At 64.6% G+C, this 20,905-nt stretch carries 19 protein-coding genes; 13 read left to right on the forward strand and 6 right to left on the reverse strand.

Features of this window, described 5'->3' with window-relative positions; translation table 11 throughout:
- Positions 1 to 60 precede the first annotated feature (60 nt).
- Together AC5RVZ_RS08425 and AC5RVZ_RS08430 are read left to right on the forward strand one after the other, a co-directional pair.
- Positions 61 to 507, forward strand: coding sequence for a uracil-DNA glycosylase family protein (locus tag AC5RVZ_RS08425; RefSeq protein ID WP_494065301.1), 447 nt, complete (start codon positions 61 to 63; stop codon positions 505 to 507).
- 12 nt (positions 508 to 519) lie between these two features.
- Positions 520 to 1,833 carry an MFS transporter gene (locus tag AC5RVZ_RS08430; protein WP_494065302.1) on the forward strand — a complete coding sequence of 438 codons (1,314 nt, stop codon included), beginning with the start codon at positions 520 to 522 and terminating at the stop codon, positions 1,831 to 1,833.
- Between the two features lie 72 nt (positions 1,834 to 1,905).
- Here the strand turns inward: AC5RVZ_RS08430 and AC5RVZ_RS08435 are convergent, their stop codons facing one another.
- Positions 1,906 to 2,580 carry a GntR family transcriptional regulator gene (locus AC5RVZ_RS08435; protein ID WP_494065303.1) on the reverse strand — a complete coding sequence of 225 codons (675 nt, stop codon included), beginning with the start codon at positions 2,578 to 2,580 and terminating at the stop codon, positions 1,906 to 1,908.
- Between the two features lie 138 nt (positions 2,581 to 2,718).
- Here AC5RVZ_RS08435 and AC5RVZ_RS08440 point away from each other — a divergent pair, with 138 nt between their 5' ends.
- From AC5RVZ_RS08440 to AC5RVZ_RS08480, 9 genes are all read left to right on the forward strand, one after another.
- A complete protein-coding gene (locus AC5RVZ_RS08440; protein WP_494065304.1) occupies positions 2,719 to 3,987 on the forward strand; it encodes an acyl-CoA dehydrogenase family protein in 1,269 nt (422 codons plus the stop codon).
- On the forward strand, positions 3,984 to 5,126 hold the full coding sequence (locus AC5RVZ_RS08445; protein ID WP_494065305.1) for an ATP-grasp domain-containing protein: 1,143 nt from the start codon (positions 3,984 to 3,986) through the stop codon (positions 5,124 to 5,126). Before AC5RVZ_RS08440 ends, AC5RVZ_RS08445 begins: the two co-directional genes overlap by 4 nt.
- A complete protein-coding gene (locus AC5RVZ_RS08450) occupies positions 5,123 to 6,028 on the forward strand; it encodes a succinate--CoA ligase subunit alpha (protein ID WP_494065306.1) in 906 nt (301 codons plus the stop codon). Before AC5RVZ_RS08445 ends, AC5RVZ_RS08450 begins: the two co-directional genes overlap by 4 nt.
- Positions 6,025 to 7,503, forward strand: a complete 1,479-nt coding sequence (locus AC5RVZ_RS08455; RefSeq protein WP_494065307.1) for an aldehyde dehydrogenase family protein — start codon at positions 6,025 to 6,027, stop codon at positions 7,501 to 7,503. Before AC5RVZ_RS08450 ends, AC5RVZ_RS08455 begins: the two co-directional genes overlap by 4 nt.
- Positions 7,504 to 7,540: 37 nt before the next feature.
- Positions 7,541 to 8,566, forward strand: a complete 1,026-nt coding sequence (locus AC5RVZ_RS08460; RefSeq protein WP_494065308.1) for a phosphotriesterase family protein — start codon at positions 7,541 to 7,543, stop codon at positions 8,564 to 8,566.
- Positions 8,567 to 8,923: 357 nt separating this feature from the next.
- Positions 8,924 to 9,799 carry an oxidoreductase gene (locus AC5RVZ_RS08465; RefSeq protein ID WP_494065309.1) on the forward strand — a complete coding sequence of 292 codons (876 nt, stop codon included), beginning with the start codon at positions 8,924 to 8,926 and terminating at the stop codon, positions 9,797 to 9,799.
- A gap of 218 nt (positions 9,800 to 10,017) precedes the next feature.
- On the forward strand, positions 10,018 to 10,509 hold the full coding sequence (locus AC5RVZ_RS08470) for a MaoC family dehydratase (protein WP_494065310.1): 492 nt from the start codon (positions 10,018 to 10,020) through the stop codon (positions 10,507 to 10,509).
- Positions 10,506 to 11,336, forward strand: coding sequence for an HpcH/HpaI aldolase/citrate lyase family protein (locus AC5RVZ_RS08475; RefSeq protein ID WP_494065311.1), 831 nt, complete (start codon positions 10,506 to 10,508; stop codon positions 11,334 to 11,336). Before AC5RVZ_RS08470 ends, AC5RVZ_RS08475 begins: the two co-directional genes overlap by 4 nt.
- A gap of 56 nt (positions 11,337 to 11,392) precedes the next feature.
- A complete protein-coding gene (locus AC5RVZ_RS08480) occupies positions 11,393 to 11,791 on the forward strand; it encodes a carboxymuconolactone decarboxylase family protein (protein ID WP_494065312.1) in 399 nt (132 codons plus the stop codon).
- Positions 11,792 to 11,990: 199 nt separating this feature from the next.
- On the opposite strand, the gene AC5RVZ_RS08485 is transcribed toward AC5RVZ_RS08480, so the two are convergent.
- Positions 11,991 to 12,527 carry a hypothetical protein gene (locus AC5RVZ_RS08485; RefSeq protein ID WP_494065313.1) on the reverse strand — a complete coding sequence of 179 codons (537 nt, stop codon included), beginning with the start codon at positions 12,525 to 12,527 and terminating at the stop codon, positions 11,991 to 11,993.
- Positions 12,528 to 12,733: 206 nt separating this feature from the next.
- Here AC5RVZ_RS08485 and AC5RVZ_RS08490 point away from each other — a divergent pair, with 206 nt between their 5' ends.
- On the forward strand, positions 12,734 to 13,714 hold the full coding sequence (locus tag AC5RVZ_RS08490; protein WP_494065314.1) for a helix-turn-helix domain-containing protein: 981 nt from the start codon (positions 12,734 to 12,736) through the stop codon (positions 13,712 to 13,714).
- Positions 13,715 to 14,329: 615 nt separating this feature from the next.
- Positions 14,330 to 16,456: a calcineurin-like phosphoesterase C-terminal domain-containing protein gene (locus tag AC5RVZ_RS08495; RefSeq protein ID WP_494065315.1), complete on the forward strand. Its 2,127-nt coding sequence runs from the start codon at positions 14,330 to 14,332 to the stop codon at positions 16,454 to 16,456.
- Positions 16,457 to 16,568: 112 nt separating this feature from the next.
- Here the strand turns inward: AC5RVZ_RS08495 and AC5RVZ_RS08500 are convergent, their stop codons facing one another.
- Genes AC5RVZ_RS08500 through AC5RVZ_RS08515 form a run of 4 tightly spaced genes read right to left on the reverse strand, consistent with a single transcriptional unit; the run spans position 16,569 to position 20,784 of the window.
- Positions 16,569 to 17,672, reverse strand: coding sequence for a zinc-binding dehydrogenase (locus AC5RVZ_RS08500; protein ID WP_494065316.1), 1,104 nt, complete (start codon positions 17,670 to 17,672; stop codon positions 16,569 to 16,571).
- Positions 17,669 to 18,685 (reverse strand): Gfo/Idh/MocA family protein, encoded by a 1,017-nt coding sequence (locus AC5RVZ_RS08505; protein ID WP_494065317.1) that lies wholly within the window; start codon positions 18,683 to 18,685, stop codon positions 17,669 to 17,671. Before AC5RVZ_RS08505 ends, AC5RVZ_RS08500 begins: the two co-directional genes overlap by 4 nt.
- Positions 18,682 to 19,809, reverse strand: a complete 1,128-nt coding sequence (locus AC5RVZ_RS08510; protein WP_494065318.1) for a glycosyltransferase — start codon at positions 19,807 to 19,809, stop codon at positions 18,682 to 18,684. Before AC5RVZ_RS08510 ends, AC5RVZ_RS08505 begins: the two co-directional genes overlap by 4 nt.
- Before the next feature lie 3 nt (positions 19,810 to 19,812).
- Positions 19,813 to 20,784: a glucosyl-3-phosphoglycerate synthase gene (locus tag AC5RVZ_RS08515; protein WP_494065319.1), complete on the reverse strand. Its 972-nt coding sequence runs from the start codon at positions 20,782 to 20,784 to the stop codon at positions 19,813 to 19,815.
- Positions 20,785 to 20,905 lie beyond the last annotated feature (121 nt).

The following is a 20,905-nucleotide window of genomic DNA, read 5'->3' on the forward strand; positions in this document are numbered from 1 at the left end:
AGGCACGACGACCATGGGCCGTGGCCGGACAGTCCGCGGGCGCACCGGCATCGTGCGGAGGTGGACCGGAAGTTGGCGCTGCTGGACGAACCGCACGTCAAAGACCTCAACGACTGGGTCCGGGACCTGAACCGGATGCGGGCCGGACATCAAGCGGCCGCCGAATCGCTGGTGCCGTGGTTCGATCCCAGCGGCGGCGGCATATACGCCCGGATCCTTTTCCTGCTCGAGGCCCCGGGCAGCCGGTCCTCAGCCTCCCGTGGCTCGGGACTGATTTCGATCGACAACAACGATGCAACCGCTGCCAACTGCTTTACCTTGGCACACGAGGCGGGCCTGCCCCGCCAGGCCTTCGCCCTCTGGAACATCGTGCCCGGGTACCTGCCGGACGGGGAGGACGTGGGGCTGCGCGTCATAAATCCCTATCTTCGCACTGTGGCGCTTGTCACAGAATCGAATCAACGCTACGGTTTGCATGCGACTGTATACCGCAGTATGCCTTACTGATTGGGGTCCCCTATGAGTGAAACTTTGAAGCCCTCGCTAGACGTGGTCGCGAAGAGCGCCGCTCTCCGACGGGTAGTCCAGTCGAGCGCCGTTGGAACATCGCTCGAATGGTACGACTACTACGTTTTCGGTACAGCGTCGGCACTGGTCTTTGGGCACATCTTCTTCCCTACCGACAGTGCCCTGGTATCCACGCTTCTGAGCTTCATGGTGTGGGGGCTGGGCATCATAGTGCGGCCCTTGGGTGGATTTGTGGCTGGTCATTTCGGCGACAAGTACGGCCGCAAGAACGTGCTGATCACGACCCTTATCGTGATGGGAGTGGCGAGCGTTCTCGTAGGTATCCTGCCAACGTATGCCCAGATCGGTATCGCGGCACCTTTGATGCTGATCGCCTTGCGCCTGGTTCAGGGGCTGGCTGTGGGCGGCGAGTGGGGTGGCGCAGTGTTGATGGTTGTCGAGCATGCGGATGACCGACGCCGAGGCGGCCTTGCCGCTTGGGTGCAGTTCGGCGTACCAGTCGGTAACATCAGTGCCACCGGGCTGTTCCTTCTCCTATCCGCGGTCCTGAGCGAAGACGCCTTCTTCTCTTGGGGGTGGCGCCTCCCGTTCCTGATCAGCGTTGTCATCGTCGTAGTCGGCATGTACATGCGCCTGAAGGTCGTGGAGTCACCTCAATTCAAGGAACTGCAGGCCAGCGGACAGCAATCTCGCATGCCGCTTGTGGAAGCGGTGCGGACCCACCCGGGTGCGATCCTGCGCGGCATCGGGCTCTGCATTGGATCCCAGGCAACCTATTACACCTTCGCGCTCTACGCGCTCAACTACGTCACGGAAGTCCTAGGTCAGGATCGCAACATCGTCTTGATGGCTGTGCTCTTGGGTTCCGTGCTGCAGTTGGCCCTATACCCGCTTTGCGGAGCCCTCTCGGATCGGATCGGAAGGCGTCCGACCTATCTCATCGGCGTAGTTGGCACTCTCGCTTGGGCAATCGTGTTCTTCCCACTGCTCAACACAAAGTCAGTGGGGCTCATCATTCTGGCGATTGCCGGGGGAATGGTGCTGCAGTCGTTCCTGTATGGACCGATGGCCGCATGGATTGCAGAGCTCTTTGGCACCCGGGTTCGGTTCTCCGGCGTCTCAATCAGTTACCAGCTTGGCGCAGTCCTTGGAAGTGCCATCACTCCCCTGATCGCTACATGGCTTCTCGTCGCCACCGGGACGGTCTGGTGGTTCGTGCTCTACATGGCTGTGGCCCTGCTGATCACCGGTGTGGCTGTCCTCAAGACACGGGAAACCGCCGGGCGCCCGCTCGTCGACAACTGAGCCAACGGGGTGAGGGCCTCCGGACACGGACTGCGAGGCCCTCACCCGAAACGGGGCATGGAGTCGCCCGAGCTAGTTGTTTCCCTCTTGGCGTGCGCGGCGCATCCGAATGTCGGCGATGGTCCGGAAATGTGTTCGTGTCAGCTCTTCGGCCCGGTCTGCATCGCGGACGGTAATTGCCTGGACAATTGCGGCATGCTCTTTTAGCCCGATCTCCGGCAGGCCGGCCGTGGAATAGGCCGAACCTTGAACCTGATTGATGAAAGCCCGCAGATCGGCCAGCTGCTTGGCCAGATGTGCGTTGCCGGCTGCTTCACCGATCCGCTCATGAAGCCTGCGTCCCAGACGGCCGATCTCCCGCAAGTCGTGAGAGGACGTCGCGGATTCCAGTTCCTGCATCGTCTCCTGCAGGAGCGAGACATCCAGATCGCTCCTCATGGCTGCGGCAAGCCGGGAGGACAGCCCTTCGAGGACTTCGCGCACCACGAACATCTCGCCGAGCTCCTTCAGGCCAACTTGGCGAACGTGCGTCCCGGTGGCGGTGCTCTCCACCAGCCCGTCCACGGATAGGCGATGCAGCGCTTCGCGCACCGGCGTGCGACTGATGTTGTATTCGTTGGCGATGGAGAGCTCCACCAGCCGTTCCCCGGGTGAGAGCTCGCCAGCAATGATCAGTTGCCGGAGGTGCGCATAGAGCGCCTGTGCGCGCGGCAGGGACTTGTCGAGTTCGATCTTGGACGACGGCATCAGCAACTCCGTAGGCAGTAAATGAGTTCAGCGTATAGCAGGCTGAGGGACCAATCGGGATGAGCAGCAGGTGATCGCCATTGATTTCCGATCCCACACGACGTATTCTTCATCACATTGTATACTGCGGTATACAACGTGGCCGAGGTTCAGCCTCAAACGACACATGACAAGGACGCGGTGAGAATGACAACCGACCATCACGCTCAGACAGGCCTCTTGGAAGTGCCCGGACAAGCACCCGAAGTTGCGGCGAACCAACAGTACGAGCTGACCGCCAGACAGGAAGAGATTCGTCTCGCCACGAGGCGGATAGCCGAGGAACATTTCCGGCCCCAGGCTTTGCGATGGGAGCGAACGGGTGAATTCCCCCGGGAAAACCTCCGACTCCTGGCCGAAGCCGGCCTTCTCGGAATGTCGGTTCCTACCGAGTACGGAGGCGGCGGTGGGTCGTGGCTCGAGGCGGCAGTGATTTTGGAGGAAGTCGCGAGGACGTGCTACACGACCGCGATGGCCGCCCTGGGTGAACTGGGCGTCCAAACGCGGGCCCTCGCGGCCTATGGGACTTTGGAGGCGAAACAGCGATTCCTACCGCGCATCGCCGACGGTTCCTTGGTTTGCTCCATCTGCATTACCGAACCCGACACCGGGTCGGATCTCCGCGCACTTTCAACACGGGCAGAGTCCCAAGCTGGGGGCTACGTGGTCAATGGCACGAAGGCGCTCATATCGCGTGGGGATGTATCCGATTTGTTTCTGGTCTACGTGCGGTTCGACGACCAGCCTGGGGCCGCCGGCGTCGGCGCCGTCATCATCGAGCGGAGCACTCCTGGCTTCTCGGCGAGCGAGCCTCACGAGACGCTGGGTGGGGAGAGCCTTTACGACCTGCACTTCGAGGACTGCCGGATCCCTGCCGAGAACGTGCTTGTACCTGCCGGCGGGCTTTCGCAGATGCTGACGGCCTTCAACGGTCAACGGACGCTCAACGCAGCCATCTCGGTTGGTCTGGCCCAAGGGGCGCAGGATGCCGCGATCCAGTACTCAAAACAGCGCGTTCAAGGTGGACGGCCAATCGGCGACTACCAAGGCATCGGGTGGATGATGGCCGATAACGCGATCCAGATCGAGGCGGCAAGGCTGCTGGTTCGCCGTGCTGCGGCCCGGGCGGGCGCGGGCTTCCCCTCCCGGTTCGAGGCTGCCGTGGCCAAGACGCACGCCAATGAGATGGCCCTGACCGTGACCGACTCCGTGATGCAGATCCATGGTGGGCACGGATGGCTCCGTTCCCTCCCGGCCGAGCGATACCTCCGGTGGGCCCGGTATGGGCCGCTGGGTGGGGGCACTCCCCAGATCCAGCGCAACGGCATCGCCCGCCACCTGTTGAAGGAAAAGGGGGACGACCGGTGAGGCAACTCCTTGAACACGAGGGCAAGAATCTGGCCTCCGCCGCCGGCGTGGCGGTCCCTCTCGGGCATTTGGCGTTCACTCCTGAGGAAATTCACCGGGTCGCAACCGATCTGGGCGGAGAGGTCGTACTCAAGGCGCAGGTGCCCATCGGAGGACGCGGCAAAGCGGGCGGAATCCTCGTCACTCCGAGCGGCCGCGCCGGCGAGATCGGTGCACGTCTGCTGGGTTCGACCGTGCGCGGCTACCCGGTGGAATCCGTGCTGGTCGAGAAGGCTCTGTCGAAATCGGCCGAATTGTACGTCGCCTTGACCTTCGACCCGGTGCTCAAGAGCGCAGTTCTCATGATGAGCGCCGCCGGGGGCGTGGACGTCGAGCACGGGGCCGCCGAGCACATCGTCGTTGTCCCCATTCCCTCGGACCTCGGGCTACGCAGCTGGCACGTTCGCGACGCCGCAGACCGCATCGGCCTGAGGCCAGCCCAGGTGCCCTCCCTGTACGAAACGGTCGAGGCCCTGCACCGGGTCTTCGTGGAAACCCGCGCGGTGCTGGTCGAGGTCAATCCCCTCTTTCTCACCGAGGGTGAGGAATTCGTTGCCGGCGACGTCCGGGTCATACCCGATCCCGGGGCGCCACCCATCCTGGGCGCAAAACAAACGGCACCCGAGGAGGAATCCGCGGCGACGAAGCAAGGTTTTGATTTGATCATGCTTGACCCTCAGGGCCAGGCGGGTCTCATCACCACCGGGGCAGGCGGCACGATGTTGCTGCTCGATCTGCTTTCCGACGCCGGTGTGCGCCCGATCAACTTTTGCGACATCAGGTCCGGGGCGCCGCGCGGGCGGCAGGAGCGATTCGAAACCGCCTTCCGGGAGCTACGAGACATGCCCAACCTGCGCTGCATCTTGATCAACATCTTCGCGGGGGTCACTTTCCTCACCGACCTCGTTCCCGACATCCTCGAGGCCCTGTCGCGGGTACCGGTCCAAGTGCCGGTCTACGCGCGGCTCCAGGGGCGGGGAATGCACGACGCCCGCGTTGCCCTCCAAGCCGGTGGGATCGACACTCCCGACCGGCTTGAGGATCTGATCGACATGGCCCGCCGGGCGTCGGCGCAAACGGTAGAAGGAGAAACGGCATGACGATCTTCGAGGAAGCTGTCAGCCAAGGCGTCATCGTCCAAGGCGTGACGGGCGCCACCGGACGGAGACAGGTACGGCAAATGGTCGACTACGGAACCCGGATCGTAGCCGGAGTCACCCCAGGAAGGGGTGGCGAGGAAGTGGATGGCGTCCCGGTGTTCGATACCGTCGCCGCAGCGGTTCGGGCAACAGGGGCACGCGCATCGATCGGGTTCCTACCACCGCAGGCGGCCGTCGAAGGTGTGCTGGAGGCAGCCGAGGCAGGCATCGAACTGCTCGTCTGCACGACCGAAGGAGTGCCACTGCACGACGAGGTGAAGGCTGTCCAGCATGCCCATCGACATGGGATGCGCCTCGTCGGACCCAATACGTCCGGGCTGATGGTTCCAGGGGCGTACAAGCTCGGATTCATGCCGACAGACACCGTGGCTTCCGGGCATTGTGCTGTCCTCTCCCGCAGCGGGACCCTGTCTTACGAGGTCGTGCACGCGCTCAGCGACGCAGGAATAGGACTGTCGCTGTGGGTCGGGTTGGGAGGCGACCGCGTCAAAGGGACGACGTTCGCCGAGATCCTCCCGGCGGTCCTCGAAGACGCCTCCACGCGCGCTGTCGTGCTCATCGGAGAAATCGGGGGCACGGAAGAAGAACAGGCAGCAGAATTGCTCCGTGGTTCCCTCGTGCCGGTCATTGCCATAGTTGCGGGCAGGAGCGCACCGGAGGGCGTCTCGATGGGACACGCCGGGGCAATGATCAGCGGCGGACTGGGCACCTACAATTCAAAACGAGAGGCCCTGGAGGCCTCAGGTATCCCGGTGGCTCTCAGCCCCGCAGAGGTTGCTGCTTGGGTAGCCACACGGTTGGCGGATACACCTGCAGCAATGAGTGAGGAGCTCACGGCATGACCACTCCAGACATCCCTTTCCTAAGGTCCGCCGAGCACATGTTGCGGATCCACGGCGAGCACGTGCCGGGCAAGGAGACCATCCCGACGACCAACCCGGCGACCGGCGAAGTGCTGGGCACCGTTCACTTGGCTGGCCCCGAACAGGTCACCGCCGCAGTGGAGTCGGCGAAGGAAGGCTTCCTGACCTGGTCGAGGTTCATGCCGTCCGAGCGGGAGCGGGTGCTCATGGCCTTCGCCGACGCGGTGGAGACTCACCTCGAGGAGCTCGCCCTCCTGGACACCCTCGACAACGGAGCACCGCTTGCGGGGTCCCGGGCCGGGGTCCGGCGCGCTGTTGCCCACCTGCGCTACTACGCCGGATGGGCGACGAAGCTGACCGGCGACACCATCTCACCCTCGATTCCCGGTGGGGACCACCTTGCCTACACGGTCCGGCGGCCCCTGGGTGTGGTTGCTGCAATCACGCCCTGGAACAGTCCGGTGATCAACATGATGCTGAAGGTGACAGCGGCACTGGCTGCGGGTTGCTCGGTCGTCGTCAAGCCGTCCGAGCTGACCCCCCTTTCAGCACTTCGCCTGGCCGACCTCGCACTGGAAGCCGGCGTGCCGCCAGGGACCCTCAACGTCGTCCCCGGTACCGGGACCGCCGCGGGCCGAACCTTGGCAGAACACCCGGATGTCGCCAAGATCTCATTCACAGGATCCACGGGGGTGGGCCGGGAGATCATCGACGCGTCGAAGCAGAACATGGCCCATCTCACCCTGGAACTGGGAGGGAAGTCCCCCGACATCGTCTTCGACGACGTGGATTTGGACACCGTGGTGCCATTGGCTGCCTGGGCGGCCTTCCGGAACAGCGGGCAGGTGTGCGTTTCCGGCTCACGGCTCTTCGTCCACCGGAGGATCCACGACGAATTCCTGTCGCGTCTTGCCGACTTCACCCGGTCGATCGTAGTGGGCAACGGGCTCCGGCCAGGCACGGAACTCGGCCCACTGATCTCCACGGGCCAGACGGACCGCGTCGAGGGCTACATCCGCAACGGATTGGCCGAGGGCGCCCGCCTGGTTGTCGGAGGGGAACGGCTCCAGGACGCCGAGCGGCCGACCGGACAGTTCATTTCCCCAGCCGTGTTCGCAGACGTGGAACCGGAGATGACGATCGCGTGTGAGGAGATATTCGGCCCCGTAGTTACGGTTTCTCCATTTGAAACATTCGATGAGGTCGTCGGACTTGCCAACGCCACCAACTACGGATTGGCAGCCGGCATCTGGACCAACGACTTGAACGTTGCCCACAGGACCGCGGAGGCGATAGAGGCAGGCATGATCTGGGTGAATGGGTACAGCCTCTACGACCCCGCCCTCCCCTTCGGGGGCCACAAGCAGAGCGGCTACGGCGCAAAGTCGGGCCGGGAGGCGATCCTCGAGTGCACGAAGATCAAGACCGTCGTCACCAAGTTAAGGCAGCTGTAATCACCACCTGGCCCACGATTCAGATAGGACTACTTTCATGAACCCCACCATCAACACCTTGCGTGGACCGATCCCTGCCTCCCAACTTGGGACGACGCTGATGCACGAGCACATCTTCACCGCGAACAGCGAGTACTTCCACGAGAACACGCAGTTGTGGGACGAGGACGCGATAGTTGCCGACGCACTCGTCCAACTGCAGCAAGCCAAGGACCAGGGCGTGGACACCATCGTCGACTGCACGGTCCTGGGCTTGGGACGTGACGTGAAACGCCTTGCGCGCATCGCCGACCGTATCCCCCTCAACGTTGTCGTGTCCACCGGCGTGTATACCGTGGAAGACACGCCACGTGTCTTCGCCCTTCGAGGCCCCGGTACGAAGCTGGGGGGTCCGGATCCGCTACTAGCAATGATGCTTCGTGAACTCACCGACGAGATCGGCGAGACTGGTGTGCGCGCGGGCATGATCAAATGCGTGGTGGAAAAGAACTGCTCCACCACGATCCAAGACCGGGTCTTGGCAGCGGTTGCGGAAGCGCATGCCCAGACTGGAGCCCCCATCACCATTCACACTAGCGGCGCGGCCCAGTCCGGTCGCTACGCACTCGGATTCCTCGCTGAGCGCGGCGTCGACCCGACGCGGGTCGTGCTCGGGCATGCCGGCGAGTCCGACGACCTCGACTACCACCGGTGGATCGCCGACCAAGGAGCGTACATCGGCTTCGACCGCATCGGCTTCGAGATGCTCTACCCTGTATCGGCGTACCTGGACAACATGGTCGCAGCCTTCGGAGCCGGCCTCGGCCAAAACGTGGTGATGAGCCACGACTCCGCCTGCACAATGCAGCACTTCCTCGACGACTACGGACAAGCCCTCAAGGCCGAGAAGTTGCCTAACTGGAACTACCGCCTACTGCTGAACCGAATCCTCCCGGCCCTCGAGAGCCGTGGGGTGTCGCGAACCGAGCTCGAAGCGGTGCTCACCGAAACTCCCGTCCGGGTGCTTGCCGGAGGCTCCATCACCGAAAACCCGGCCAGGATGTTGGTCGAGGATGCCATCTGAGCCTTCCACCCAGGCCCTGCAGTCGCGGGTTCACAGCCCGTCAGCAAAGCAGGGGACGGTTCGCACCGTAGCCGACCATGCACGTCGCGGCACCTGCGAACACCCGTGGCCACGATCCGCCTCGTTTCACCTGCCCGGATCAACACCTCTTGAGGATCGGACGGGTACTAGGCGACTGGCGTCATCTACGTGCTCGACTTCAGGGCGCCTTGACCGGGTTGGGTCTCCAGACAGGCCCACTCTTCAGCCGTTCCGGTCAGCCCGAAATGATCCCTGCACTTCGCAGCGCCAGCCTCGCTTCCACTACCGCCATTAACTTCCCTGGATACCGTTGCCGTCAAGAACAGAGGAATACCCATGAACGCGATTGTCCCGAAAACCTGGCTCGTCACCGGTTGCACGTCCGGTTTGGGCCGGGCGCTGGCCGAGGAACTACTCACGGCCGGGCACCAGGTGGTCGTCGGCGCCCTGCACGCGTCCGACGTTGAGGACCTGGTGGCTCGCCACCCCGATACTTCCCGGCCCGTGACGCTTGACGTCACGGACCCCATTCAGGTCTCCGAAGCCGTGGCACTGGCGGAATCCGCGTTTGGCGGCGTGGACGTTCTCGTCAACAACGCTGGTTTCGGCTTCGTGGGCGCAATCGAGGAGGGAGAGCGTGAAGAGTGGATGCCGATGATGGAAGTGAACCTGTTCGGCACACTTTCCATGATCCGCGCGGTGCTGCCCGGGATGAGGGCTCGCCGCGCGGGCCACATCATGAGCATCTCGTCGGTTGGCGGGTTCAGCGCATCAGCTGCGTTCGGCTTGTACTCGGCGTCGAAATTCGGCGTCGAGGCAATCAGCGAGGCCCTCGCCGTCGAGGTCGCCCCCTTCGGCATCCACGTCACAGTGGTGGAGCCCGGGCAGTTGCGCACAAACTTCCGCGGCTCGTCCATGCACGCCGCTCGGTGCGCGATCGAGGACTATGCGGAGACCTGCGGCAACACCCGGGAGTTCATCGCCCAGAGCCACGGCACGCAGCCCGGAGATCCGCGCAAGGCAGCCCGCGTTCTCATGGCGGTCGCAGACACGGACAAACCGCCGTTCCGGCTCCCCTTGGGCACGGATGCCTATCTGCGGGTGCGCGCAAAGCTGGAGAGCGTTGCCAAAGACATCTCGGCATTTGAATCCATGGCAACGGCCATTAATTACGAAGGAGTCGAGACGCGACCTCGCGTCCCAACCTCCTAACCTTGCTGATCGTCCAGACCCGCGCGGGTGATCGGCCAGTGCCGGTTTGACTGCGAGGGACGGCCCGTCAAGCAGGAAACGAGTCCGCACGAGTCGGACATTCCTCCACAAACCGGACAGGCACCCTCCGCAGAGTTGCGAGTCGGCGCCATCTGCCGTTGGTGCCTGCGCTATTCCGCACCTGCTTGAGGAACAAAACAAAAGGAAGGACACGCGACGTGACGGAAACAGTCAGTGAACGAGTGGTCGAACAACGAGGATTGTGGTTTGACGAGCTTGAGACCGGTGTGACGTATCGGCATGCTCCCGGACGCACACTGAGCGAAGCGGACAATACCGCGTTCTCGACCTTGACCATGAACCCGCAGGCGCTGCACCTCGACGCGGCATTCGCGGCGCAAAGTGAATTCGGCGAACGCCTGGTCAATAGTCTGCTCACAATGTCCGTTCTGGTGGGCCTCTCAGTCAGTCATCTCACCCAAGGAACCTTGGTCGCGAATCTCGCATTCTCCGACGTTTCCTTCCCCAAGCCTGTAGTGGCCGGGGACACGATCTACGGCGAAACGGTCGTCGTGGCGAAACGTGACTCCGCCACTCGGCCCGGACAGGGGATTGCGACATTCCGCCACAGCGCACGAAACCAACGAGGGGAGATCGTGGCCGTGGTCCAGCGCGTCTCGCTGATGTGGAAGGCCGGGTGCCAAGCATGACTTTTCCCGCAGGATACGCCTGGCTCTTCTGCCCGGCTGACCGGCTCGACCGCTACCCGAAGGCTCTGGACCGCGCGAACGTCGTCATCCTCGATCTTGAAGACGCTGTACCCGAGGAACGGAAATCTGCTGCCCGACAGAACTTGTTGCAGGCGCCCCTTGATCCCCAGCGCGTTGTAGTCCGCATCAACCCCATGGACACCGAGGAATACGACCGAGATCTGGCCGCCATCCGACAAACCGCCATCACGCACGTCATGCTCCCGAAGGCAGAACAGCCAGAAGGACTCAAAACCTTGGAGGACTTCCGCGTGATCGCACTGTGCGAGACCGCCAAAGGAGTCTTGGAAGCCCCACGCTTGGCACGACACCCTGCCGTTTGCGGCCTAATGTGGGGTGCGGAGGATCTGGTCGTATCGACTGGGGGGCGCACAAGCCGAGACAGCGCGGGGCAGTACTACGACCTGGCACGAACCGCTCGATCACAGGTTCTCCTCGCCGCCAGGGCAGCAGGAGTTCTAGCCCTCGACGCGGTCTACGTTGACACCCAAGACATGGATGGGCTCCGGGCCGAAGCAATTGAAGCCGCCGCCTCCGGATTCGCCGGGAAGGCATGCATCCATCCCGATCAAGTCCAGGTCATTAGGGATGCCTTCCGCCCCGACAGCGAACAAGTAGCCTGGGCCAGCAGAGTGCTCGCCGCCTGTTCCACCGGCGGGGTGATCAAGGTGGACGGCCAAATGGTCGACGGACCTTTGATCCAGCAGGCACAGAGGATCATCGCCGCTCACGAAGAGCGACCGTCTCAGTCCCTCACAGGGAAGTAGCGCGCCCCGACCAATATCCACAACCCGGGCGAGGAAGAACGAGAGATATTACAACCATGCTGGATACCAAGGATGAGCGATACGAGGCCGGACTCGCCATGCGCACGAAGGTCATGGGTGCGTCCCATGTGGAACGCTCGCTGGATCAGGCCAGCGAATTCTCGCAACCCATTCAGGAGATGGTTACACGATTTGCGTGGGGAGAAATCTGGTGTCGACCTGGGCTAGACGCGAAAGTGCGCAGCATGCTCAACCTCGCCATGCTCACAGCGCTGAACAGGCCCCACGAGCTAGCCGGGCACCTCCGAGGAGCCCTACAGACTGGCGTCACGGAACAGGAAATTCAAGAGGTTCTGCTACAAACGATGGCCTACTGCGGCGCGCCGGCCGCGCTGGCCTCCTTCCGCGTGGCGGACGAAGTACTGACCCAGACTCGTCAACAGCAGCGGGAATAGGCCGGCTACCGAGGGCGGGATCAAGAAACCGTCCATTGACGAGATCCCCGAAGCGGGCCTCAAGCAGGTCCTGCGACCGGAAGGATTGCTGTTTGGGACGCAGACATCTATGCTTACTACCGAGCTTCCTTCCTGCGGGATGGAAGAAGTGAGGCCAGGACCCCCGCGCGGTTATGACGGGACCTGGCCTTCGCGCTTTCTAAAGTTTTATGCGTGATATCAGGAGATCCTGCACGATGACTGACATGTACTGCTCATTTCCTGTCTCGGCATCTCCGTAAGCGCCTAGCACTTGGTCAGCAACCCAGAGCATGGGATCTTCCGACCCACGCAGCCAGTCAACGCGCAGGTTCACCGGAAGCGCATTCTTCCCACGAAGTTTCGGAATCAGATTGCGGTCGCGGGCATTTAGTGAAGGTGTGCGGGCCTCGAGGATCACCTGGGATCCTCCCAAGTCTTCAACCTCCCAGCAAAGCCTTTCGATGCACTTGGCACGAGCGCGCTCCTGCCGTTTTGGGTCCAAAGGGGAGGCGACAACCACGAGGTGGTCCAGACTCAATGAGGCTATGGTCTCGACGGACTGAAGCTTGGCCTTATGGTCGAGATCCCTCCAGTGCAGTTTCGGACCGGACCTATGAATCATGCGCATGGCCTCGCGGGCTTCCGCTGCCGTCGCCTCATCTGCCAGAGCTGCTCCCAGCAGGTACATAGGCTCTGCGACCTTGCTGGTCCGCATGCTTTCATCCCCCCAAGCACCGACGGCCCCGGAGTCGGCAGTCCTGTCCTTCATGCCCTCCACTTACCTGTTCGGCGTGATACATGCGACCTGTGCCGCGAACAACGCACCTTATTCCTGCATCCTTAGCAAGCACTCTACATGGCTGTGTATCATTGATTCAAATTGTGCGATATTGTGTCTCTATGACACAAAGAATGCACGGCATGGGTCAGCGGATTGCTGCATTCCGCAAACGTGAGGGACTATCGGCGCAAGAACTGGCGGAAGACGCAGGGATGTCCCGCTCGGTCATCGCGAACATCGAAAACGGGCGCCGCGATGACCTCACTGTCACTGAACTTCTGGCCATTTCCAGAGCGCTTCGCGTCCCGCCTGTCGCCATCCTCTTCGATGTCACCAAGCCGTTGTCCCCGATACCTACCCCCAACACCGGGGAAAAGGATCTGCTTCGTCCCCGTGCCATCGACATCATTGACTGGGTAGCCGGGCTGGATGCGCCGAGTCAGTGGAGCGATGATCGGGCAAGCATGGAGGCTGAGCTTGCAGAGAACGGGCCCGCTGTCATGCCCATGACGGGAATGATCTTGGAGGCCACTTACGGCGAAAGTGGGTGGGATGCCATCAGGCTCCTGACCGTAGGGCGTCAGCTTCGAACCGCCATCGAAAAGCATGCCGAACTGACTCGTGACTTCGCACTCGACGTCAGGACCGGGCACTTCGGCTGGGATCCGAGCCTCGATGAGCACCTGCTTGTCATGGACGAAGTGCGAGACCTGAAGCGTATCGAATCCGCCAGCGCCCTCGAGGGGTTCATTGCGAAAGTTTCGGAAGAGGCTCCCCATCAGGCTAAAGAAGCAGAACGCGCGGTCCGGCGACTTCGCTCGTCAGCCCAGGATATGCGGGACCTTCGAGGACTTCTGCAGTCGTTGGGGGGAGACCCCAGCGGAGCCCCCGATCCCAGCGACGGACTTGGTTTACCGGCGTTTGGATACGAACAAGTCATCACGCTTTGGTCCCGCACCCGGTTTCAGTTCATGAAAGACCTGGTGGAAGGCCAGTTCGATGTCTCAAAATACCGGACGTCAGACCAGATTCATCGGGCGATCAGTGCCGGCAAACTTAGACTGAAAAAGGGAAGAGGGGAAGCCTTCGGCGAGGACCCGGAAGAACTTGGAGGACCCTAATACCCGCTACGGGCACTTCCGTGCGTGCCTGGACTGCCCCTAGCGCTATTCCGCCGGCCGGGCGGCGGGCGGGGTCCCATCATCTCCGCGCATTCAATCCCCAAGCGCCGCCCAAACGCCGATAACAGCGCATATGTTCGTTGGGGTGTCCCCCGGGCGGAATTCTCCGCGTGCACGAACGAACCGACTCCTGCGCGGCGGAACGGGACTGCAGCCACAAGTGTGACGGGATTCGGTGGTAAGAAACTGCATAGGGATGGTTGTTAGTTGGTGGGCAACTCGTCCAAGCGGTGAGCTTGTCTTCCCCAGGCCCAAAGGCGACGTAAGCGGGGTCCGGCGGGTGACATCGCTGTGGGCCTCCGCCGCGCAACGACGGAATGATCAAAAGGCCGGAGACAGGACCGCACAGGCCAATGACGGCGGTACAGGAACACACGGGCGAAAGCGGTGCTGCGAGGTCTAATGATCCGCCCCGGTGCCGACATGGGCACCTCCGCAGGCCAGGCTTTGCCGCCCGTTCACCCGGTCGTGGCGGAACAGGGACCGGTCAGTCATACGGAAGTCCTAGCTTGAGGGATTGCTTCCAACAGCAATCACCTGGCGAAAGGAATCTGTATGTCTTCCCCTGTCTCCCGGCGTCGTCGTGCCCTGACGGGCGGCACCGCCCTGGCCCTGCTGGCACCGCTGGCGTTCTTCGGCGTGCAGATCGCTTCGGCGGATCCGCCGAAGCACTCCGGCGCGGAGGGCAACCCGCCAGCCCATGCCCCCGCCAAGGGTCACCGCGGGGACAAGGCCGTTGATGATGGGGTGGACCCCACGGCGTACGTAGGCGGTCCCGACGTCGTCACCGAGGGCGAGACCGGAGAGGATGTCTTGGATGGTGTGGTCTTCGATGACGCCAACCAGAACTCGGTCCGGGATAAGGGCGAGAAGGGCGTCCCGGGGGTGACGGTGTCCAACGGCCGCGAGGTGGTCCAGACCGATGCCGAGGGCCGCTACGAGCTGCCGGCGAAGGACAAGGACACCTTCTTCGTCACCAAGCCCGCCGGCTGGGACACCCCGGTCGATGAGAACAACATCGCGCAGTTCTCCTACACCCACGCCCCCCAGGGCACCGCGGAGCAGGAGCTGCGCTTCGGCGGCCTGGAGCCCACCGGGGAACTGCCCGCCGCGGTGAACTTTCCGCTGACCAAGAATCCCTCCTCGGCCGGCGAGGACATTCGGTGCCTGGTGCTGGCCGATCCGCAGGCCTACTCCAACCAGGAGATCTCGCATGCGCGCAACGGCGCCCTGCGCGAAGCAGCGGCCTATGATGCCGCCGACTGCGGCGCCCTGTTGCTGGGCGATATCGCCGGCGACGACCTGGGCATGTACGACCGGGCGAAGGAGGCACTGGGTCTGATGGGCATGCCCGTGCGCGCGATCCCCGGCAACCACGACCTGGACTTCGACGCCACGGACGCCCGGTGGTCGTTCGATACCTACCGGCAGCATTGGGGACCGGAGAACTACTCCTACGATGTCGGCGAGGTACACGTGCTGGCGCTGAACAACGTGAAATACCCGTGCACGCCCGAGGACGACAACGCCGACGGCAAGCGGCCGGCCTGCGAGGGCCCGGCCGGCGCCCCGGCGTACAACGGCCGCCTCGGGGAAGATACCCTGGCCTGGATTAAGAAGGATCTGGCCACCGTGCCCAAGGACAAGCGCGTCGTGGTCGCCACGCACATCCCGCTGGTGTCCCACTCCGGCGCTGACAGCGCCCAGCACCAGACCGACGACGTCCGCACACTCTACGAACTCCTCGAAGGACGCGAGGCGTTGTCCCTGTCCGGTCATTCGCACTGGGTCGAGTCGATGGCCGAGGGAGATTCGCTCGGGGCGTGGGAGGAGGCCGTGGGTGTGAAGGCGGTGCCGTTCGACCACATCGTCGCCGGCGCCGTGTCGGGAGACTGGTACGCCGGGGACTACGACGTCGACGGCCAGCCGATGAGCTTCCAGGGCGACGGCGCGCTACCGGGCTTCTGGACCTTCGACTTCTCCGGCACGGACTACCGGCACGCCTTCCATGCCACCGGCCGGGACGGTGACCAGATGGGCCTGGGCCTGAGCTCCCCGCACTACCGCCACTGGGCGCAGACCCTGATCGACTGGCGCGACGAGCACCCCGTCACGTGGGAGAACAAGCACAAGGACGCGGTGCCCCCGCTCACCCTGGGCGATCTCGGGGATCAGAACATGATTACCCGCGACGACCTGGACGGGGGCACCTACCTGACCGCCAACGTCTGGGCGGGCACCACCGACTCCGCCGTCACCGTCTCGATCGACGGTGCCGAACCCGTCACCGCGGAGATCACCCAGCCCGCGGCGGGCGAAGAGGTCCGGCGCGGCGTCGAGTGGTCCGACCCGTCCGCGCTGATCCGCCAGCTCACCAGCGCCCGGATGTCCTACCAGTCGACCTCGGGGAACCCGGAGGCCCAGGGCCTGCACCTGTACAACGGCCAGGTCTACGGACCCTCCGCACCGCGGCCGGTGGAAGGCAACCTCGCCGATGGGTCCCCACACCTGTGGCGCATCCCGCTGTCGGCCGACCTCGAGAACGGCATACACCTGGCCGAGGTGGTCTGGACCGACCGCTATGGCAACGAACACACCGAGACCCTCGCCTTCGAGGTCGTCGACGAACGGCCACAGCAGAGCTTCCGGCTGGACACCTTCGGCGAGGACGTCGTGTGGTGATCCACGGTTCTCGGCCAGGCCGTCGGCAACACGGGCGGAAAGCACGTCATCTCGCCACACTGAGCAAGGGCACGAACAGGCTCGTGCAGGACCGCTAATCAACCTCAAGTGCTCACAGGAACGCCGGGGCTACGGCGAAGACGGCGGTCAGCACGTGCCGTTGGCGGCGGGAGACGTCGTGCATCAGCAGCGGCGCGTCTTCGTAGGGGACGACGTCGGTGATCAGGTGCTTGCGGATCGTGTCGCCGTGGGTGCCGAGCAGCTTGATGGTTTCGGCCGAGAGCCGCGCCCGGTCCCACTGTGCCGTGAGGCCGCGCGGCACCCTGCCGATCTGCGCGCAGCGCAGGTTGAGTCCGTTGTGGTGGAATTCCTCGCCCAGCCGAACGGCGTCGGCTCCGCTGGTGTAGAAGGCGAGGTCGATGATGCTGCCCTGGGGGCGGGCCGCGCGGAGGGCGGCGTGGAGCGCTTCGGGGCGTCCCCGGCATTGGAAGACGACGTCGGCGCCACGGTCCCCGGGACCGTGGCGCCATCGTGTTTTCAGGATTTTGCCGGGGTCGTCATTCAGGTCGAGGGCCAGGAAGCCCAGCTCTTCGGCCAGCTGCCGGCGGCGGGGGTCGGAGTCCGCGACGGCGACTTCGCGCGCTCCGAGAGACCGGGCGAACAGGGCGGTGACCAGCCCGATGGGCCCGGCGCCGGTGACGAGCACCAGCCGGCCGTCCACCCCGTCGCCGAGCGCGCGGACCTGGCCGCCGGTTTCGTCTGCCGCCGCGTGCAGCAGGCCGTTGGCACAGATGGGCCCGAAGTGTGCGACGAAGACGCCCAGCAGCGGGTCAAGGTCGTCGGGCAGCGGCACCAGATGCTCGCGCAGCGGGTCGGCCACATGCGCGGTGGCGTGGCCATAGGCCGTGGCGAGGATGTCCCCTTCGGCGAAGGCCGGAGTGCGGGATTCGACGACCCGGGCGACCTCCATGTAGCCCAGCCGCCGGATCGGGTAGGCGGCCTCGGCTGAGTCCTGCAGGAACAGGCCGAGCTCGTGATCCAGGCGGGACCGCAGCCCGGGATGGTCGCCCTTGACGAAGGCCAGTTCCGTGCCGGCAGAGAGGCCGGTGACGAGGGTTTCGAGCAGGAGCCCGCCGTCGGGGACTTCGGGCAGCTGCTCCTCGACGATTTCCAGGGCTCCTGCTGCGGGAATGACAAGGTTGCGCCGGTTCCTCATGGCGCTGCCCCTGCCGTGGCCGGCCGCTCTTCGGGCAGCTTCACCGGCAGCCCCGTGCGCGCCGATTCGGCGATGGCACAGCCGAGCCGGTGGCTGCGCAGGGCCTCGGCATAGGGTGCGCGGGTGCTTTCCCGTTCGCCGCGGACTGCTTCGATGAATTCCCGGTCGACGGCGATGCGCGGGTCCTCGGCACAGCCCAGGTCCGTGCGCGACGTGCCGTCGAAACTGCTCAAGCCGGCCTCGGACAGCTCCAGGTACAGGCCCCGACTCACGATGTGCAGGGCCGCGCGGTGCTTGGCGGCCAGCACCGAGGTCGCCGCCAGCGTGGCGACGGTCCCGCTGGCAAAGCGGACGGTGGCCGCGGTGGCGTCGTCGACGTCGTCCGGCTCCGGCCCTGATCCGTCGTCCGGCGGATGTCCGGTCTCCGTCCCGCGGACCCCGGCGGCGTAGACCTCGACGGCCTCGCCGAGCAGGAAGCGCGCGGTGTCCAGCACGTGCGTGAGCTGCTCGACCACCTGACCGCCGGAGCGGTCCATGCGCCCCCACCAGGGGACCGGCGGCCGTTTGTCCAGCCAGTAGCCGTTGGCCAGCAGGGCCGGGGCCTCCTCGAGCAGGCCCCGGGCATGTCCGACGGCGTCCATGCACCGCCAGTGGTAGCCGGTGCCGGTGACGACGCCGGCCGCTTCCACGAGCGCTCCAATTTCCTCCGCGGTTTCCCGGCCCAGGCCGACCGGCTTTTCCACAAACAGCGGCAGTCCCCTGGAAAGCGCGGCCCGTTCACCGGGACCGTGCGCGAACGGCGGAACGCACACGTAGACGGCGTCCGCTTCCGTGTGGTCGAGGGCCGTCTCGGGATTGGTGAAGGCCGGGGCGTCCACCTCACGCCCCAGCTTCTCGGCCGCAGCCGAATGCGCGTCGGTGACGCTCGTGATCCGGGCGCCAAGCTCCTGCAGGACGCCGACGTGCCGGCGCCCGACGGAGCCGGCCCCGATCAGTGCTACTTTCACGCTCATCTGGCCTGCTGGAGGAGTCGGTCGTACAGGTGCAGGTAACTGGCAGCCATCGCCTCGGGTGTCCATGCCGCCGCCGCGTCGATGCAGTCCTGCGGGCTGATATCGTCCAGTTCCTGCAGGAACCGGGCCATTTCCTGTTCATCGGCGGCGAGGAAACCGGTGCGGCCGTGGTCCACCAGCGAGGGCAACACTCCCAGCGGTGTCCCCACCACGGGGATGCCGCGAGAGAGGGCTTCCACCACCCCGGTGGCTCCGGGTTCGGCCCACCGGTTGGGGGCCAGCAGTACCCGGGCCGAGCGAAGGACGTGCTCCTTGGCTTCGCCTTCGACCCCGCCGATCCAGCGGTACCGGCCGCCGTCGAGCAGCGGGCGGACCTCCTCCCGGAAGTACGTGGCGTCCGGGTGGGAGGCCAGGTGCGGGTCCCCTTCGGCCAGCCGGCGGTCCAGCTCGGCCGGGTCGTTGATTCCGGCAACGGGGCCGGCGAGTACCAGCGGCAGGCCGGCCAGGCGGCAGATCCTGAGTGCGGTGTCCTGCCCCTTGTCGCGGGTGATGCGGGCCAGCACCAGGGCGTGACCGGCGCTCTCTGCGTGGACGTCCAGGGCGGGCGGAGCGGCCAGCGGGACGACGCCGATCGTCTGGCGCTGCAGTGCTGTTGGTGCGCGCTCCAGCTGGGACTGCGAGACCGCCGCGAACCGGATGCGGCCGCGGCCGTTGAAGGACGAATAGAACGCGCTGTGCTTGGCCAGGTCCCAGTGCAGGGTCTGCAGCACCGGCGGCGCAGCCGATCCCATGGCGGCGAATACCGCAGGTCCCACCACCTCGAGGTGGTCGTGCACCAGGTCCCAGGCGCCGCCGTCGTACATGGCCTGCACAACGCCGTGCATATGCGCGTGGACGATACCCGAGACCTGGTTGTAGGGCAGGGCGATCGAGGCGAACTGGGGTTCGTCGAGCGGGCACAGGTAGGCGTCGGCCTCGATGGTGCTCGGACCCACCGTGGCGAGGGTGACATGCGCCCCGGCGCGGCGCAGCTCCGGAATCAGGGTGGCGATCACCGTTTCGATGCCCCCGTACCCGCGGGGCGGGACAGGCAACCAGGGGCCGGCGTTGATGAGGATCCGCACGGCTCAGGCCACGTGCCCGGTCGCGATCCGGTACTGGCCCACGTCCAGCATCGCCGGGCGTTCGGAGACCTCAACGGTGCAGCTTTGCCCGACGTAGTCCTCCCCCTGGCGCATGAACTGAGTCAGTTCGACGGCGGGAGGGGCGGCCGGGGCCAGGCCTCGGCGGTGCAGCCGGGCCTGCACGGTGAGCTGGATCTGCAGGGCCATTCGGGCCAGCTCAGCGTCTGTGGAGTTGCGGTGGCAGCGCTCGCCCAGGTCCACCTGGGCCATCCCGTCCAGGCCCACGGCTTCCAACACGTCGATCAGCATGCCGGTTTCCACCCCGTAGCCGGAGACGAAGGGTATGCGTTCGAGCAGGCTGCGCCGGCCGGCGTATTCGCCGGCCAGCGGTTGGACGATCCCGGCCAGTTCGGGCCAGTACAGGTTCAGCAGGGGGCGTGCCACCAGTTCCGTGACGCGGCCTCCGCCCGCGGGCATGATTTTGACCCCGTCGTCGAGCGGCCGGTCATAGTAGCTCTTGACGAAGTGGGTCCGGCGATCGGTCAACAGCGGGCCGATCAATCCGACGGCAAACTGTGCATCGAACCGGCGCAGGTCCGAGTCCATGAACACCAGAAGGTCGCCGTTGGCGATGGCCAGGGATTTCCACAAGGCTTCGCCCTTGCCCGGAGTGCATCCGGTGCCGGGCAGGATCAGGTCCTGGTGGGCAACCTTCGCGCCGGCGGCGGCGGCGACGGCGGAGGTGTCGTCCGTGGAGTTGGAGTCGATCACGATGATCTCGTCCAAAAGCGGTACCGCCTCGACAAGTTCCGTGCGCAATGCGGTCACGATCGACCCGACCGTCGCCGACTCGTTCTTGGCCGGAAGCACCACGCTGATCAGCTGGCCGCCCTTGCGTTTCACGAGTTCGTGCCGGTCGAAGCTTTTGCCTTGATAATTCCTGGCGGAGAACCACTCCAGAACGTCTGCCCGCATTCCGGCTTCCTCTCATCGAGCGCCGGTTCATCCCCCAAGGCCGGCTGTCGTAGGATCAAGTCGAAGCCTACGGGTCCGGATCCTGCTCTGTGAATAGTTTCCGCGAGATTGGCAGGGACGC

The organism is Arthrobacter sp. Cza30 (assembly GCF_059090765.1).

What these genes read in the sequence shown, in the direction of transcription:
- AC5RVZ_RS08450 (WP_494065306.1), top strand. Translation starts at nt 5,123, where the DNA reads ATGACGATCTTCGAGGAAGCTGTCAGCCAAGGCGTCATCGTCCAAGGC.
- AC5RVZ_RS08505 (WP_494065317.1), bottom strand. Translation starts at nt 18,685, where the DNA reads ATGAGCGTGAAAGTAGCACTGATCGGGGCCGGCTCCGTCGGGCGCCGG.
- AC5RVZ_RS08460 (WP_494065308.1), top strand. Translation starts at nt 7,541, where the DNA reads ATGAACCCCACCATCAACACCTTGCGTGGACCGATCCCTGCCTCCCAA.
- AC5RVZ_RS08475 (WP_494065311.1), top strand. Translation starts at nt 10,506, where the DNA reads ATGACTTTTCCCGCAGGATACGCCTGGCTCTTCTGCCCGGCTGACCGG.
- AC5RVZ_RS08485 (WP_494065313.1), bottom strand. Translation starts at nt 12,527, where the DNA reads ATGCGGACCAGCAAGGTCGCAGAGCCTATGTACCTGCTGGGAGCAGCT.
- AC5RVZ_RS08495 (WP_494065315.1), top strand. Translation starts at nt 14,330, where the DNA reads ATGTCTTCCCCTGTCTCCCGGCGTCGTCGTGCCCTGACGGGCGGCACC.
- AC5RVZ_RS08430 (WP_494065302.1), top strand. Translation starts at nt 520, where the DNA reads ATGAGTGAAACTTTGAAGCCCTCGCTAGACGTGGTCGCGAAGAGCGCC.
- AC5RVZ_RS08435 (WP_494065303.1), bottom strand. Translation starts at nt 2,580, where the DNA reads ATGCCGTCGTCCAAGATCGAACTCGACAAGTCCCTGCCGCGCGCACAG.
- AC5RVZ_RS08500 (WP_494065316.1), bottom strand. Translation starts at nt 17,672, where the DNA reads ATGAGGAACCGGCGCAACCTTGTCATTCCCGCAGCAGGAGCCCTGGAA.
- AC5RVZ_RS08515 (WP_494065319.1), bottom strand. Translation starts at nt 20,784, where the DNA reads ATGCGGGCAGACGTTCTGGAGTGGTTCTCCGCCAGGAATTATCAAGGC.
- AC5RVZ_RS08465 (WP_494065309.1), top strand. Translation starts at nt 8,924, where the DNA reads ATGAACGCGATTGTCCCGAAAACCTGGCTCGTCACCGGTTGCACGTCC.
- AC5RVZ_RS08480 (WP_494065312.1), top strand. Translation starts at nt 11,393, where the DNA reads ATGCTGGATACCAAGGATGAGCGATACGAGGCCGGACTCGCCATGCGC.
- AC5RVZ_RS08490 (WP_494065314.1), top strand. Translation starts at nt 12,734, where the DNA reads ATGGGTCAGCGGATTGCTGCATTCCGCAAACGTGAGGGACTATCGGCG.
- AC5RVZ_RS08455 (WP_494065307.1), top strand. Translation starts at nt 6,025, where the DNA reads ATGACCACTCCAGACATCCCTTTCCTAAGGTCCGCCGAGCACATGTTG.